This is a genomic window from Oleiphilus sp. HI0066 (assembly GCF_001635725.1).
Genome location: NZ_LWFH01000446.1, coordinates 134752 through 150802, shown reverse-complemented (window position 1 = coordinate 150802; position 16051 = coordinate 134752). Strand labels below are relative to the sequence as shown.

At 44.6% G+C, this 16051-nt stretch carries 14 protein-coding genes; 5 read left to right on the top strand and 9 right to left on the bottom strand.

All coding sequences use genetic code 11. The annotated features are described in order from the left end of the window. The 3 genes from A3738_RS06575 to A3738_RS06565 all read left to right on the top strand — a co-directional run. A partial coding sequence (locus A3738_RS06575; protein WP_197473642.1) for a chemotaxis protein CheW occupies positions 1-543 on the top strand: 543 nt, incomplete at its 5' end. 112 nt (positions 544-655) lie between these two features. Then, the gene (locus A3738_RS06570) at positions 656-1144 is read left to right on the top strand and encodes a chemotaxis protein CheW (RefSeq protein ID WP_068475076.1); all 489 of its coding nucleotides are present in this window, start codon (positions 656-658) and stop codon (positions 1142-1144) included. A 15-nt stretch (positions 1145-1159) separates the two neighbouring features. After that, entirely contained in the window at positions 1160-1585 is a 426-nt protein-coding gene (locus A3738_RS06565) for a DUF2802 domain-containing protein (RefSeq protein WP_068475079.1), read from the top strand. Between the two features lie 37 nt (positions 1586-1622). On the opposite strand, the gene A3738_RS06560 is transcribed toward A3738_RS06565, so the two are convergent. Next, a complete protein-coding gene (locus A3738_RS06560; RefSeq protein ID WP_068480071.1) occupies positions 1623-2072 on the bottom strand; it encodes a hypothetical protein in 450 nt (149 codons plus the stop codon). 420 nt (positions 2073-2492) lie between these two features. Between A3738_RS06560 and rimO the strand changes: the two genes are divergently transcribed. Next, the gene (gene rimO / locus A3738_RS06555) at positions 2493-3857 is read left to right on the top strand and encodes a 30S ribosomal protein S12 methylthiotransferase RimO (protein WP_068480075.1); all 1365 of its coding nucleotides are present in this window, start codon (positions 2493-2495) and stop codon (positions 3855-3857) included. A 34-nt stretch (positions 3858-3891) separates the two neighbouring features. Here rimO and A3738_RS06550 read toward each other — a convergent pair whose 3' ends face one another. From A3738_RS06550 to A3738_RS06530, 5 genes are all read right to left on the bottom strand, one after another. After that, positions 3892-4770, bottom strand: coding sequence for a hypothetical protein (locus tag A3738_RS06550; RefSeq protein ID WP_068480078.1), 879 nt, complete (start codon positions 4768-4770; stop codon positions 3892-3894). A gap of 130 nt (positions 4771-4900) precedes the next feature. Beyond that, positions 4901-8062 (bottom strand): efflux RND transporter permease subunit, encoded by a 3162-nt coding sequence (locus A3738_RS06545; protein WP_068503324.1) that lies wholly within the window; start codon positions 8060-8062, stop codon positions 4901-4903. Continuing rightward, positions 8062-9306 (bottom strand): efflux RND transporter periplasmic adaptor subunit, encoded by a 1245-nt coding sequence (locus A3738_RS06540; RefSeq protein ID WP_068503327.1) that lies wholly within the window; start codon positions 9304-9306, stop codon positions 8062-8064. The genes A3738_RS06545 and A3738_RS06540 overlap by 1 nt, the downstream gene beginning before the upstream one ends. Before the next feature lie 180 nt (positions 9307-9486). Further along, positions 9487-10224, bottom strand: a complete 738-nt coding sequence (locus tag A3738_RS06535) for a 16S rRNA (uracil(1498)-N(3))-methyltransferase (RefSeq protein ID WP_068480085.1) — start codon at positions 10222-10224, stop codon at positions 9487-9489. Positions 10225-10342: 118 nt separating this feature from the next. Then, positions 10343-11224 carry a LysR family transcriptional regulator gene (locus A3738_RS06530; protein ID WP_068503330.1) on the bottom strand — a complete coding sequence of 294 codons (882 nt, stop codon included), beginning with the start codon at positions 11222-11224 and terminating at the stop codon, positions 10343-10345. Between the two features lie 158 nt (positions 11225-11382). Here A3738_RS06530 and A3738_RS06525 point away from each other — a divergent pair, with 158 nt between their 5' ends. Continuing rightward, positions 11383-12342 (top strand): hypothetical protein, encoded by a 960-nt coding sequence (locus A3738_RS06525; protein ID WP_068503333.1) that lies wholly within the window; start codon positions 11383-11385, stop codon positions 12340-12342. Positions 12343-12407: 65 nt separating this feature from the next. On the opposite strand, the gene metF is transcribed toward A3738_RS06525, so the two are convergent. The 3 genes from metF to metK form a co-directional block, all read right to left on the bottom strand. Then, the gene (gene metF / locus A3738_RS06520) at positions 12408-13280 is read right to left on the bottom strand and encodes a methylenetetrahydrofolate reductase [NAD(P)H] (protein WP_068480094.1); all 873 of its coding nucleotides are present in this window, start codon (positions 13278-13280) and stop codon (positions 12408-12410) included. An 87-nt stretch (positions 13281-13367) separates the two neighbouring features. After that, positions 13368-14774, bottom strand: a complete 1407-nt coding sequence (gene ahcY, locus A3738_RS06515) for an adenosylhomocysteinase (protein ID WP_068502599.1) — start codon at positions 14772-14774, stop codon at positions 13368-13370. Positions 14775-14829: 55 nt separating this feature from the next. Then, the gene (gene metK / locus A3738_RS06510; RefSeq protein WP_068480099.1) at positions 14830-16041 is read right to left on the bottom strand and encodes a methionine adenosyltransferase; all 1212 of its coding nucleotides are present in this window, start codon (positions 16039-16041) and stop codon (positions 14830-14832) included. Between the last annotated feature and the right edge of the window lie 10 nt (positions 16042-16051).

The window sequence follows — 16051 nt, the reverse complement described above, 5'->3', positions numbered from 1 at the left end:
CCAGAGCCAGAGCCAGAGCCAGAGCCAGAGCCAGAGCCAGAGCCAGAGCCAGAGCCAGAGCCGCCTCAAGTACGAGTACGCGAAAACTCCTTTAAGAACTTGCCCGAATTCGAAGCGCTTTTGTTTGACGTGAAAGGTCTTCAGCTCGCAGTACCTTTAGTTTCTCTGGGCTCGATTCATCGTATCGATTCAGATATTACGCCGATCGTCGGTAGAAGTTCTTGGTACCTAGGGATGCTTAATAGCAACGCCGGCAATCTGCAAGTTGTGGATACAGCTCGCTGGGTTATGCCTAGCCGAATGCAGGCATCAGGTATCGAGGATTATGAGTTTGTGATTCGACTGGGTGATACTAACTGGGCATTAGCATGTACCTCTGTTTCTCATGCCGTCAGGCTGCAACAGAGTCAAGTTAAGTGGCGTACTTGCAACAGTAAACGGCCATGGTTAGCAGGAACTGTCATAGACAAAATGTGTGCTCTGCTAGATGTGGATAGTTTTGCCGATCTGCTTGATGAAAATAAGTTGCATGTTTCGGAGTGAATAAGGTGGCGCAGAGTGCGCTATGTTCTATATTTAAGCTATGACGAGCCATTTATAACTTGGCGAATTCTTAACAATAAATACCGCGGAAGCGGTTAGTAAGAGGCGATCAATGTCTTCAAGTACAGCTCATAACTCTGATCAATTAGAAGATCAGGTACTTCAATATGTCACGTTTCGTTTAGATGATGAAACGTACGGCATTAACGTTATGCAAATTCAGGAAGTTTTGCGTTACTCAGAGATTGCTCCCGTGCCTGGCGCGCCAAATTACGTGCTCGGCATTATCAATTTGCGTGGTAACGTTGTAACGGTCATTGATACCCGCACGCGTTTTGGGTTGCCAGAGGCTGAGGTGACAGACCAGACACGCATTGTTGTTCTTGAACTTGAGGGTCAGGTTGTTGGTGTGCTTGTTGATTCGGTTGCAGAAGTTGTTTATTTGAAGCAGTCAGAAGTTGAAACAGCGCCGAACGTTGGCAACGATGAAAGTGCACGGTTCATTCAAGGTGTTTGCAATAAAAATGGCGAGCTGATCATTTTGGTTGAATTTGAAAAAATGCTGTCTGAAGAAGAATGGGCAGAAATGGCATCGCTATAGCCACAGGAAAACCTTATGTTGTTTGGAATTATCCTTGATCCGCTAATGTTAGTGTTAGCGTGTTCATCCATCTTTGCTTTAGCTGCGTGCGGCATTACCTTGCGCAAACAAGCCATGGTAGAAAAACGTTTAATCAAAAAAATTGATGCGCTATCTAAAGAATTTAATGCCTTAAGCCACTCAACTCTTGGTATGGGAAGGCGCATTCAGGGTGTTGTTGATAAGCATGATAGCTTGGAGATATCCGTCGAAGAGATACATCGTAACGATCCCGTTAAAGTCAGTTATTCAGAAGCAGGGCATTTAGTACGGATGGGAGCAAGTGTTGAAGAATTGATGAGCGCTTGCAGTATTTCTCGTCCTGAGGCGGAACTTGTTTCTGCATTGACAAAACAAGCGCAAGAAAAAGAAGACGTTCCAGTTCTTAATACGAAAATCTAAAAGTTAAAGCAGGAGATTAGCGATCCTGCTTAAGCTTTCAAGCTACGTGACGTACTTTCTCTTCGTTGCTGCTAAGTGTCTCTAGGTTGATCGTATTCAGTTGAGTCACCTTTGCATTCTGAGAAATACGTAATTGTCTTTCAACGTAATGTTCAACAGCGCGAACAGCACGATCATTTAACTCCGCAAAGTTCATCTGTAATTCGAATGTGTCTCGAGATAGACGTCGTAATGAAACAACATCACACGTTGTTGTTACTCGGCCGACTTCTGGCAAGCCAAAATCAACATCCAGTTTTACTGATTGCTTTGGGGAAAGAGATGGAGTTTTAGGGAAAATATTTGCGAGTGCTTGATAATCACAGTGTAGAACAATTCCGCTTTTTGAAACTGCATCTAATTGTGTGTTAACACTACCTGATTCTGATTCAACGCTAACCGTACCATTTCTGGTCAGTTGCGTATGATAAATTAAACTTCTGCTCATGCTAATCTCTCTTGTTGCTCTCGCAACATCTACTCGTCACTTGGTTTGTAAACCTTGCACAGTATTAGTTGGTGCGATTTGACGCTTTGTTGTGCAAGTGAACGACCTACAAACTACTTAAGTCACGTTTTCTTAAGCAAAATCGTTACCGTTATTGTGAGATTAGATAAATATCAGGGCTTAGCCACCATGTTTATGTAAGAAAATGATATAGAAATGCTACCGTTTATAGCCCAGCTGGTCATAAATAGTGCGGCGTCCCACAAAATTCGCCTTTCTTTGTAACATTCGTTAACAACTGGCTCTACCGACCCTACTTTTAGGGTAGTGCTGGTGATGGATTCTTGAATGCAACGTAAGTGCTGATCCGCTATACTTCCGCGCCATCAATCCCGTCTTTTATTGAGATATTTCGTTAGTATGAGTGAAGTTAATAATCCTTCTGATGATAAAGCTAAGGTTTCGTCCTCTGGTAAAGTAGGTCTGGTTCAATTAGGTTGCCCGAAAAACCTCGCGGACTCAGAACGATTGCTGACTCAGTTGCAATTAGATGGCTATGACATCGTTCCAAGTTATCAAGATGCGGATGTTGTTGTCGTGAATACCTGCGGTTTTATCGACGCGGCAAAGCAGGAATCACTGGATGCAATTAACGAAGCGCTGTCAGAGAATGGTAAAGTGATTGTTACGGGCTGCATGGGTAAGGGTGCCGATGCGGATCTAATCAAGCAACAAAACCCTGATGTATTGAGTGTGAGTGGTCCAGCTGATTATGAGACTGTGCTTAATACTGTTCATGAATATATTCCGCCAATCGAGGATGCAAAACATTACAGCGATATGGTGCCTTCGCAAGGCGTTAAATTAACGCCACCGCATTTTTCTTATCTGAAAATATCTGAAGGGTGTAATCATCGTTGTGCATTTTGCATCATTCCGCATATGCGAGGTGATCTAGTAAGCCGACCAATCTCTTCTGTTTTAGAAGAAGCACAAAAACTCGTTAATGCGGGTACGCGCGAGCTACTCGTTATTTCACAAGATACGAGTGCTTATGGTGTTGATGTTAAGTACAAGCTTGATTTTAACGCGGGCTCGCCATTAGAAACGCGCATGCAAGATCTTGCTGTTGCGCTGGGTGAGTTGGGCGTTTGGGTGCGATTACATTATGTGTATCCATATCCGCACGTTGATAAGATTATTCCGTTAATGGCCGAAGGCAAGATCCTTCCTTATTTGGATATTCCGTTCCAGCACGCGAGTAAAAAAGTACTCAAAGCAATGAAACGACCTGCTCATTCTGAAAAGGTTTTGGATCGTATTAAAAAATGGCGGGAGCTCTGCCCAGACTTAACTATTCGCAGTACATTTATCGTCGGTTTTCCTGGCGAGACTGAGGAAGATTTTAAAGAGTTACTCGAATTCTTGGATGAAGCACAATTAGATCGCGTTGGTTGTTTTACTTATTCACCTGTTGAAGGTGCGCCAGCGAATGATTTGCCAGATCATGTTCCGAGTAATGTCGCAGAGGACCGTAAACGTCGGTTTATGGAGAAGCAAGCTGCGATTTCTGCACGCCGCTTGCAACGAAAAGTTGGAACACGGCAGTTCGTGATCATTGATGAAATTGCCGACGAAGGCGCAGTTGGTCGTACGATGGGTGACGCGCCTGAGATCGACGGACAAGTCTTTATCGATGGCGCTACCTTCCTAGATGTGGGAATGATCGTTGAAGTCGAAATTGAGGAAGCTGATGAATACGACCTTTGGGCGCATCTCGTTTAATTCGCTTTATCTACTTTCTAATTAGGGTATTAGACTACGCTGGCGTTGCTGTGGTGCACATCGTCAGCGTCCCTTGATCGTCACTAAGTTGTAGTTTTACTGTTATGGCTTGATAGTCTTTTAGCGACACTGCATGCGATCCGCCACAAAAGATCTCAGCTTGTTTGTCATTCAGGCGACATTGCCAGCGCTTGGTATCGTTCAGTTTATTCCCATCGGCAATCATGGTGATTGATTCCCCAGTCGCGACCCAGCTTTCTAATGTTTGATTTATTAGCGCTTGCACGTTTTCGAGCTGTTCTAATGCTTCAGCCGCTTTAAAGCCTTGCTTTCGCTTAAGTGATTTTCCAATGCGGTATTCGTCACGCGATTTAAACTCGGTGACCTTTGAATCTGAGATCGCCATCTTATCAAAATCTGGATGCCCGAGGCTGTCCTCGGTTACCTCGCGTTTCCAATAGAGTTCCATCGCTTGATTGAGCGCGAGAGCAGATAGATGGCAAGCAGAATGCCCTAGGTTTAGCGCGTTTCGATAATTCTCATCTACCTTTAATTCTGCAGCTTTCCCAATCAAATGATCTGCTGTTATGTCTGTAGATATAAGGTGGCCGACAAGATAATTCCAACCTTCATCAAAGCGCTTAGCCGTAATCTCTGAACCGAATTCAAAATGTTCATCGTCTTGTGATTGGGTGACGACAATGCAGTCCTCTAGCGTATAACAGTGATCGTTAATGACAATTTCGCCTTTATCAGCTGGTTGGTCAGGCCATATGTGATCAACAGGGTGAAAAGGGCTTTGCTCGCAAATAATCAATACTTTCCCATCCCAGTCAATAGCGCCGAGTATTTTAGATTTTTCATTTAGTGAATTTTGGAAGAAGGTGACAGTGGTGGGCGCAATAACGGTCATGATGAACCTCGTAAAGAAACGAAGTATGGTTATAGGAAAGGGATGTTACGCCGTCAAGAATACAAGACCTCAGAAACTCAGAAAGAGAGTAGAGCGAATATAATCTCTACTCTCTGACGAGTTTAAAGGGCTATATCGTTGATAATTCCGGTTGTTTTCTCTTACCTGCTCTTTTCTCGCGCATTTCCTCTATCTTGGAAACCAGAGCTGGGATTACAAATAGAATCAGTACTGTTGCGTATGCAAGGCCAAAGGAAATACTGACCGCCATAGGGATTAAGAACTGTGCTTGTAGTGATGTTTCAAATAACAAGGGTAGCAAGCCCGCAATAGTTGTTAGTGATGTCAACATGACTGCTCTTAGGCGTAAGCAGGTGGCATTGATAATTGCTTCTTGTATGGCTTGGCCTTGCTCTCGTAGTTCTCGGTAAAAGGTGACGAGGATAATGGCATCATTAATCACAATCCCTGAAAGGCCAAAGAAACCAAACCACGAAAGCATGGTGAGATTAATTCCAAGCAGCCAGTGACCCAAAATTGCACCTGAAATGCCGAGTGGAATGGCCAAAATCACGGCAAGCGGCCATGAGTACGAACCGAAAACCCACGCCAAAATAATGTAAATAAGCGTTATGCCTATACTTGCGCCTAGCATCATTTCAGCGCCTGTCTGGCGTTGCTCTTCAGCTCTTCCTTTAAGCTCGTAATCTAAGCCGTAGCGCGCTGCTAGCTCTGGGAGGAATTGTTCGCTAACGTCGTCTAGCACGACATTTGCGTTGTTCAGTGACGCGTCAACACCCGCAGTTACACGCAGGCCAAATCGTCCGTCAGTGTGTCGTACAAGCTCTAGTCCCTTGCGAGAGCTTAAACTTACAACGTTGTCTAATCGAACAATGTCGCCAATTGCTGTGACGATGGGGAAGCCGTTTAAAGTGCGTGAGGTATTGCGTTCTTGATCTGGTAATAAAATACGTACTTCTACTTCTTCATTTTGATCGTAGAACACCTGAAGAAGTTGGCCATCAAATCCCGCTCGAAGTTGATTGCCTACGTCAGAAACACTCAAACCAAGAGATTCACCTTGCGTGGTAAGTTCGTATATAAATTGCGATTTGCCGTAAGGGATGTCATCTTGAATATCATTCACGCCAACATAGCCCTTTAATGCATCCTGAAGCTCTTCGCTCGCTGCTTTTAATATATCGCTGCTTTGGCCTGTTAAGAATATATCGATGTCTTTGCCAGGAGGACCACCGCGAGGACTAGTAATGCTAAGTTGCTCAACGCCATCAGGCATTTGTAATGCATCTTTCCACGCGGAAATTAGTTCAGGGTTGCGCACTTCTCGCGAGTCTGGCGTGACCGTTTCAACATGTAGCGAGGCATATTGCTCTCCTTGCTGGTAACTTTGCCCTCCATCAAAGGTCGCTTGGTTAACACGCAATACAGCATGGACAATCAGGTCATCTTCGCGGTTGTATTTCTCTTTCAGTTGATCGTTCGCACGCCACAATGCGTCCTCTAGGTTGCGAGCAAATGAGCGTACTTCCTCAGGCGGCGTGCCTGCGGCAAATTTTGCATTGCCTAGTAGCACGTGGTTTTCAGGTTGAGGGAAGAATTCAAACTGGATACGCCCCGATATGATGAGCGTAATAGATATAAGAAAAACAGAGACTGCGAGCATTAAGGTCGTGCCCCGGTTTTGTATTGCTTTCGTCGCGAGCTGTCTAAACGTTCCGTCTCGGAAGGCATTAAACTTAGAATCAACCGCCACTCGAAAACGACTTTCTTTGGCGTTGTGCCCCATTTTTTTCAAGCTGTGATTCAGGTGCCCCGGCATAATTAAGAAGCACTCAATGAGTGATGCGATGATTACGCAGATAATGACCAAGGGAATGGCGAATAAAATATTACCAATAATGCCGCTAATGATAATCAAAGGCAGAAATGCAGAAATAGTGGTTAGCGACGACGACATAACAGGGACAAACATACGTCTGGCACCGCCTTCGGCAGCTTGCAAGGCACCTTCACCTTTTTGAAAGTGAGTTAGGGCGTCTTCACCAACAACAATGGCGTCGTCGACAATAATCCCAAGGGCCATAATAAGCGCAAACATGCTGACCATATTGATGGTACCACCCATTGCGTACATAACAGCAAGCGTTCCTGCGAATGAAACAGGTATACCAATCGTGACCCAAAACGCGACGCGACCATTTAAAAAGATAAATAAAATTGCGACGACGAGAATCAATCCACCGATGCCGTTCTTCACAAGTAGGTTGATACGGTCTTCGATTAATACATATGCTTCGTTGTATGAATCTAAGTACACCGTTGGAGGCAAGCTTTCACTGGTTTCTTTAAGCCAAGTATTAAAGGTCTCTGCGGCTTGAAGTGTGTCAGAGGAGGGCGTTCGCAATATTCTCATCAATACGGCGGGGCGGTGCTTGTAAAATACCTCGACCTGTTTTTCTTTGTTGCGGCGTTCTACTTCCGCAAATTCGCCAAGCCGCAATCGTTCACCGTTTTTAGCTGTGAGCACGACAAGATCCTTAAAGCTTTCTTGGTCGCGACGTTGTTCAATGCTGCGCAGCTCTCGTGCGACTTCATCCTTTGCCGAGGTGCCAGCAGGAATATCTTGGCTAGCGCTCGTGATTGACCTGCCGAGAGAAGGAATAGATTCTCCGATTCTGTTAATGTCCTGAGTGGATACCGTGATTGCAATTTCTTGCGCGGGAAGTCCAATAAGTTCAACCTTTGAGATACCACGTGCAATTAGCTCACGTTCGAAGTCGTAAGCGAGCGGGCGAAGCTCATCGCGAGAGGCGTCTGCCGATAGTATTAGGGTAGCGACATCTTCATTGATCACCACTTTAGATATTTCGGGTTCTTCCGCATCAGACGGGAGATTCCGGACCAAGGATACCTGTTCCTTTACCTGATCGAGGGCAAGTCCCATGTCTGTGCCTTCATCGTATTCAAGGCTGATCACAGCGCTTGCTTGATACGAGGTCGACTTCATCTCTTTCACGTAATCAAGATCGCGTAATTCCTGTTCTAAGGGCGTAACAATGGACTTAGCAACGTCTTCAGCACTGGCTCCCGGCCAAATGACACGCACTGTAATATAATCGGGCTGAAATGAGGGGAGAAATTGTGTGTTGAGTTTGAGCAGAGATACCGCTCCTGCGATCAGCAGTATCAGCATCAACAAGTTAGCGGCAACACGGTGCTGCGCGAACCGTCCGATTAAATCGTGCTTGTGTTTCCCTGTGTCGAGCGCCATTACTTAACCACCTCCGCGCCTTGAATAGAAACTTTCAAGCCATTGATGGCTTTGGGTAGCTGGGTGGTAATGATTCTGTCGCCATCCTCCAGTTGGTTGCTGCGTACTAAAATTCGGTCTCTTTGTGTATCGCTATACAAGTTACCAATGATGTCCACGTTCAGTGATTCAAGTCGGTCATTGACCACTTTAAATACGAGGTTAGTGCTATAAATTGATGAGATAGGGAGGGCTATGACGTCTTGTTGCTCTGGTAACTTCATGACTAGCTTAACGCTCTGATTAAGCGGGATCTGGGATGAATCCTCGGCTGAGAACCACGCATCATGGCCGCCATGGCTTAGATTGGCTGAGTCTGACAAACGATCCAATACGAAGTTTTTGTTTTTGACAACGGCATGCACTTTTTCTCCAATTGCTATTGCCGTGCTAACTGAAGCTAAAACGCTGTTCGGGATTTGAGCTTTGTATTCGACCTTTGCTGTATCAAATATAGTGGCAATGGTTGCACCTGCTTGTACACGCTCGCCTGGTGATACATTTACCGAGGTGATGCTACCGTCAAAGGGAGCTGTGATCTTTGTTTTGCCTAAGTCGCGTTGTGCCAACTCAAGTCTAGCTTCTGCTCTTTTAAGTTGAGCTTGAAGTTGCGCTAAACGTGGCTCGTGGTCTTGAATGCTCTGTTCGCGATTGGTGACTGCTAATTCAGATTGCGCGACGTTCGATTCGGCGAGTTGTTTGCGCTCAATTGCGACTAATTGCGATGCGTTTAGCTTCTGCTGTCGAACCAATGCATCCTTCGCGATCTCATACATTCTTTGTTCGCTTTGAAGCGCGCGTTGATCGGCTTTGTGTCTGTTATGTTCTGATTTGATACGCGCCTTCAATTCTTGAACATCTGCAAGGGCTTGAGTACTCGCAATACGTGCGTCGGTATCGTCAAGCTGAACAATTACGTCGCCTTGTTTTACCTTTTCGCCGATTAAGGCGGGTAAGGCAATGACATCTGATGAGAGTGTTGTACTAAGGTTAGCGTGGTGCGGTGACTCCGAGCGTGCGTAAAGTTCAAACTCCGGCTGCGCAGTCATCTTCTCAACACTTGCCACACTCACTTGCCATACCTTCTCAAGACTTGGACGTGTTGGTGCTTCGGGCTTAGTCGCTAAGAGGAGCGCTATAACACCTACTGCTACGAGAAATATGAGAACGGGGCGAGTCCATTTGCCAAGAAATGATTTAGGCATTGATTAGTCCTATTAGATAAGAAAGGCATTAAGTATTGAATGAGTATACGGTAGAAATGCATGGATACGTGAGTCTACGAAGTCTGTGAATGTCTGGATTTTATGGCAGATCTTGTTAAGAGTGTAATCGTGAATCCATCACTTTAATATCAGTAGTAATTTTTAAACGCAGCTATACGCTTAATTGAAATCACCCCACAACCATTGCAACACAGACAAAATAGTTACCGGCGCGGTCTCTGTTCGCAATACGCGAGGACCAAGCGTGCAGGCAATAAAGTTATTCTGTGTCGCGTGGTTTATTTCATCGCTCGTAAGTCCACCCTCGGGGCCAATCAATATGATGACGCGCTCAGGTGATGGACTTACTGTTGCCAAGTCTTGAGTGTCACGATGATGCAATACTAGCTTTATCACTTTGTTTGTTGCATTCGCGTTTACGAAGTGATCTAAGATCTCTACTTGTGCGATCGACGGCACCGTTGCACGACCACATTGCTCGCACGCACTAATAGCTATTTGTTGCCAACGCTTAATGCGCTTGTCTTCTTGTTGGTTATCAAGGCGGACCTCGCAGCGTTCGCTTGTTAATGGCGTGATTTGATTGACGCCCAACTCACATGCTTTCTGAATAGCGTAATCCATTCGATCGCCACGAGACATGACAATAGCTAAATGTGTATGAAGGTTTGATTCTGACTCGCAGAAGATTCTATCTTTGGTTTGTACCGTGACATTACGTCGATCAATTGTTGCGATCGTCGCAGGGTAGTAATAGCCGTCTCCATTGAATAGTTGCAGCGCAAAGCCTTTCTTCATACGCAATACTTTTATGATGTGCTGAGCAGCTTGATCATCAAGTGTGATCGACGCGTTATCATCTAGATTGGTAGAGACATAAATATTGGGGATTCGCATAGCGGGCCTTTTCGTGCGCTTCAATCTGGCGACCAGACATTAGAAAGATGCGTAGTGTAATTCATGCTGCACACCACTGCCTACTTTCTAGCGAAATTCATGACACCAAATTACGTGTTTAATATGATGGTGAATCGATAAACGCTGATTTGAATAGATCGATAAAGCATCTGTGTTTCACCGGCATGTATTGATAGTTTTTGTAGATCAGATACACAGGGATTTTGCTTGCGACATCAGGAGGCGTGATATCTATGAGAGAGCCTTTTTCGATGAACGGCTTTAGCATATGTTGAAAGCAAAAACTGGCTGCGAAGCCAGATGAGGCAAGGTTCAAAAATGTCGCTATATCAACACCGGTATGTACTAAATTTGTTGGATGAGGAATAGGGCTGTCCTCGTGTGTTAGAAGCTTTTTGATTGGAATGTTGTTCGGAATGAGCAGAGGGTAATTGGTCAAGTCAGAGATATGTTTGGGCTTTCCGTATTGCTCGACTAAAGCTTGACTGGCGGCGAAGGCTGGTTCTATATCAAAAAGCTTGATGCCAATCATGCCTGAGTCTTCGAGCGTCCCTAGACGAAAAGCAAAGTCGTAGTCGTCCTCAGTCAGGTTCTTTTTTTCAATAGAGGCATTTGAGTCAAAGCTCACTTTGGGATAGCGAGCAGTGAATTCACTTAGAACAGGAATAATAGGGGAAGAGGACAAGGCATTCGGGAATGTAATACGGATCTTGCCGACAGCCTCACCAGAAAATTCGCGCAGTTCGGTTTCAGCCTCATCCATCTTTTGCACAATCTCTTTGCATCTTTCCGAGTAAAGCTTTCCCGCTTCAGTGAGGTTTAAACATCGAGTTGTGCGGTCAAATAACTGGATACCGAGTTGTTCTTCTAACTGGGCAATGAGTTTGCTGATGGCTGAAGGAGATCGATGCAGTTGTTTAGCGGCTTTAGTAAAGCTGCCGTGCGTGACGACCGCATCGAATGCTTCGTAATTGTTCATTCCTCGTCCCTTTGTATATTGCAGAATTTTATTCACAAGTGTTGTGTCAAAAATTCGCTGTATTCATCAATGAATCATTCTCATACTAAATTCCTGATAGGAATTTAGTGATAACAAAAAATTGATAATGTGCTAGGTCACACAAAGGTCGAGTAGACATGGAATTAAACTCTCAACACATAAAAAGTGATAACAAAGAAACCTCGAATGCTGAGAGAAAAGAACATGCACTGAGACATTGGATTGCAAACAAAGAAACTGTTTGCCCTTATGCTCCGGGTGAAGCAAGTTACTATCAGCTCCCCAGTTCGTTGACCTTTGATAGGCAAGGCGCTGCATACCTCGCTGGAATTTTACGCGAGTTTTATTCTAAAACAGTTGAGGGAAAACCAATTGAACGTTTGATCTTAATACCTGCTCATGATTGGTCTAATCACGATGATGCAAGAGATTATGCAACTAAGGCATTTTGGTGCTTATCGATGGCTTATCACTTGCAAGCGAACGGAGGCAAAAGACAAGCAGCATCGATGTTCTTAAAACTCAAAAACTATATTTCATCGAATCAAGAGGAGGGTATTGCTAACCCTGTGATTGGTAAACTTCAAAACGACCGAACAAAAGCGCCGCATTCAAAATCGTTGTTTTGTACAGCATTTAACCCACTGTGCTACAGCAAGTCTTTTTATCGATATGCTCCACATAGCACCCTAGTCTTAGTCAACGCTCGTGCTCTCTATTTAAAAAGATCGCAGTTTCACAAAGCGATGCAAAAGATTTCTACCAAGGTGATCTATGGAAACCTTTTAGAAGCAATGCGTGGCGAATTGTGTGTCGACTATAAGGACGTTGAACGCGAGGCTGGTTTATGGGAACAGTTACTGTTCCAGCTTTACGCATTGAACCAAGCAGGCTGGGAGAAATTACCTCCTCCGCAATTACCGGAAACTTTAGAGAGTTTTGATAGCCTGCAAGTTGATGCAAAATTTACACGTAATATAAAGCTGTTGCCTGTGATGAGTTATCTAATGAGGATGACGCATTGCGCTCCCCGAGAAATATTAAGATCGGCGTTTCGCCCCAATGGCCTCTACGCGACGCCACTTTACTTTGTTTAGCTGCGCATAAAAAAAGAGCGCTGGTGCGCTCTTTTTGAATAGAAAGTTTTATCGCTGATTAAACCTTAAAACTTGATTTTTTCCTTATCGCTCAAGCCTAGGTTATCCCAGATCTTCAGAGAAGGTTCAGCTTGGTTCATGCTGTAGAAATGAATGCCTGGTGCACCTGCATCGATGAGTTGTTCGCACATACGTGTGACAACCTCTTCGCCAAATTTAAGGATACTGGCTTTATCATCACCATACGCTTCAAGTTGCTTGCGGATCCAACGAGGAATCTCTGCGCCACACATATCACTAAAACGAACCAAGTTCGTGTAGTTCGTGATAGGCATAATGCCAGGGACGACTGGAATATTGACGCCCATCGCTTCAACACGATCGATAAAGTAGAAGTACGAATCGACGTTATAAAAGTATTGTGTAATCGCACTATTCGCACCGGCATCAACCTTACGCTTAAAGTTGATTAAGTCTTCTTCTGCACTTGGAGCTTGAGGATGGAACTCAGGGTAAGCAGCAACTTCGATGTTAAAGTGATTTCCACTGTGTTCACGAATAAATTCAACAAGTTCGTTTGCGTATTTCAATTCGCCTGCAGAACCGCCCATACCTGATGGCAGATCGCCACGAAGGGCAACAATTCGATTAACGCCACGCTCTTTGTATAAATCAAGCAAGCTCGCAATTTCTTGTGTGCTCGAACCTACACAAGAGAGGTGAGGCGCAGTTGAAATGCCTTGATCTTGGAAGTTAAGCACCGCATCGATGGTACGCTCTTGTGTTGAACCGCCTGCACCGTATGTCACTGAAAAGAAATCAGGTTTACGGCGCGCTAGTTCGTCACGAACGACCTGCAGCTTTGCTTTACCTTCTTCCGTTTTTGGCGGAAAGAATTCAAAGCTAAATCGGCGCTTAAATTGTTTTTGGGTTTCCATAATGTTTCTCAAATGGAGTTAAATGGGGGCAGAGTAAAAATACCCAGACCCCAATTTTCTATTTTAATCTAACGTAAAACGTCAGACTTAATACTTGTAAGACTCCGGCTTGTATGGGCCGTCAACAGGAACGTTGATGTAATCCGCTTGCTCTTGGGTCAATTGCGTCAATACACCGCCGAAACCTTCAACCATGTCTTTTGCAACTTCTTCATCAAGCTTCTTAGGAAGTACTTTAACGTAAACGTTTTGTGCTTTCTCAGCTTCTGGAAGGTCTGCAAACTTAGCTTCCCAAAGATAGATTTGTGCCAAGACTTGGTTCGCGAAAGAACCATCCATGATACGGCTAGGGTGACCCGTTGCGTTGCCTAGGTTAACCAGACGGCCTTCTGCTAACAAGATCAAATGATCATTCTCAGCTTTATTGCGGTATACCTTATGAACTTGTGGTTTTACTTCATCCCATTCCCAGTTCTCACGCATGTAAGCTGTATCGATTTCATTGTCGAAGTGACCGATGTTACATACAACCGCACCAGACTTAAGTGCTTGAAGCATGTTTGCATCACATACGTTCGTGTTACCTGTGGTCGTAACGATGAGGTCAGTCTTTGCAAGTAATTCTTTATTGATGCCGTCTAGTGTTCCAGTGTTCACACCATCGATGAACGGAGAAACAACTTCGAAACCATCCATGCATGCTTGCATTGCACAGATAGGATCAACTTCAGTCACTTTTACAATCATGCCTTCTTGGCTTAGTGATTGTGCTGAGCCTTTACCTACGTCGCCGTACCCAATAACAAGTGCTTTCTTACCAGAAAGAAGGTGGTCAGTACCGCGCTTTATCGCATCATTCAACGAGTGACGGCAACCATACTTGTTGTCGTTCTTAGACTTTGTTACAGCATCATTTACGTTGATAGCAGGTACTTTAAGTGTACCTTCTTCCAGCATTTCTAGAAGACGGTGAACGCCTGTAGTGGTTTCTTCAGAAATACCGTGAATGTCATTCAATAGGTCAGGGTATTTTGAGTGAGCCATTTCAGTTAGATCACCACCATCGTCAAGGATCATGTTTGCGTCCCAAGCTTGGTTGCCATCTATTTCTGAAAGAAGTGTTTGCTCAATACACCACAAGAACTCTTCTTCTGTTTCGCCTTTCCATGCGAATACTGGAATGCCCGCAGCAGCGATTGCAGCTGCAGCATGATCTTGTGTTGAGAAGATATTACAAGAAGACCAACGTACTTCAGCGCCCAGATCAACCAGTGTTTCAATTAACACAGCTGTTTGGATTGTCATATGAATACAACCCATGATCTTTGCGCCTGCAAGAGGCTGCTCAGCTTTGTACTTACGACGAAGTGCCATCAATGCTGGCATTTCACCTTCAGCGATTTCAATCTCTTTACGGCCCCAATCAGCAAGACCAATGTCTGCTACTTTGTAGTCTGTGAAACCATTTTCAACAGCTTGTAAATTCGTGCTCATTATTTCTGTCCTTCGCGATTACGCGCGATTGTAATGTCTATAAACAAATAGTGTTTTAAACGCCTGCAGCAGCTTTAAGTGCGTCAATGCGATCTGTTTTTTCCCAAGTAAAGGCTGTGAATGTCTTCGATTTTTTCTCACCACCTTCTTCATACTCGTAAGTCACTTCTTCTGGTTCACGACCAAAGTGACCGTATGCAGCAGTGATTTGATACATAGGGTTCAGCAAGTCTAGTTGAGTCTGAATAGCGTAAGGGCGTAAATCGAATACTTCGCGGATAACTTTCGCAAGCTCGATATCGGAAATCTTACCTGTACCAAATGTGTTCACAGAAATGGATGTTGGATCTGCAACACCAATCGCGTAAGAAACTTGGATTTCACAACGATCTGCCAAACCTGCAGCAACAATATTCTTCGCTACATAACGGCCATAGTAAGCAGCAGAACGGTCAACTTTTGATGGATCTTTACCCGAGAATGCACCGCCACCATGGCGCGCCATACCACCGTAGGTATCAACAATGATCTTACGACCTGTCAAACCACAGTCACCAACTGGGCCACCAATTACAAAGTTGCCGGTTGGGTTGATGTGATAAAGGGTGCCCTCGTGCAACCATTCAGCTGGTAGTACTGGCTTGATAATGTTTTCCAATACAGCTGAACGTAAATCTTCCAAAGAAATACTAGGATCGTGTTGCGTTGAAAGAACAACGGCATCGATTTTTGGGCTGTCGCCTTCGTAGTTAATCGTGACCTGAGATTTCGCATCAGGACGCAACCAAGGAAGCGTTCCGTTACGACGCATCTCTGATTGACGCTGAACCAATAGGTGAGAGTAGTAAACTGGAGCAGGCATCAATGAAGGTGTTTCGTTCGTCGCATAACCAAACATCAAACCTTGGTCGCCCGCACCTTGATCTTCTGGTTTAGCGCGATCAACACCCATGTTGATATCAACAGATTGCTTACCAATACCGTTCAATACTGCACAGGTTTCACCATCGAAGCCAACGTCTGAACTGTTATAACCAATACCTGTAATGACATCACGAACGATATCTTCTAGATCAACATAGCAAGAAGTAGTTAGCTCACCTGCAACAACCGCCATCCCTGTTTTAACAAGAGTTTCGACAGCAACACGTGCATGCGGGTCGCGTGCGATGATGGCATCTAGCACTGCATCTGAAATTTGGTCAGCCACTTTATCTGGATGTCCTTCTGACACGGACTCAGAGGTAAAGATACTGTATTCACTCATTTTATTTTCC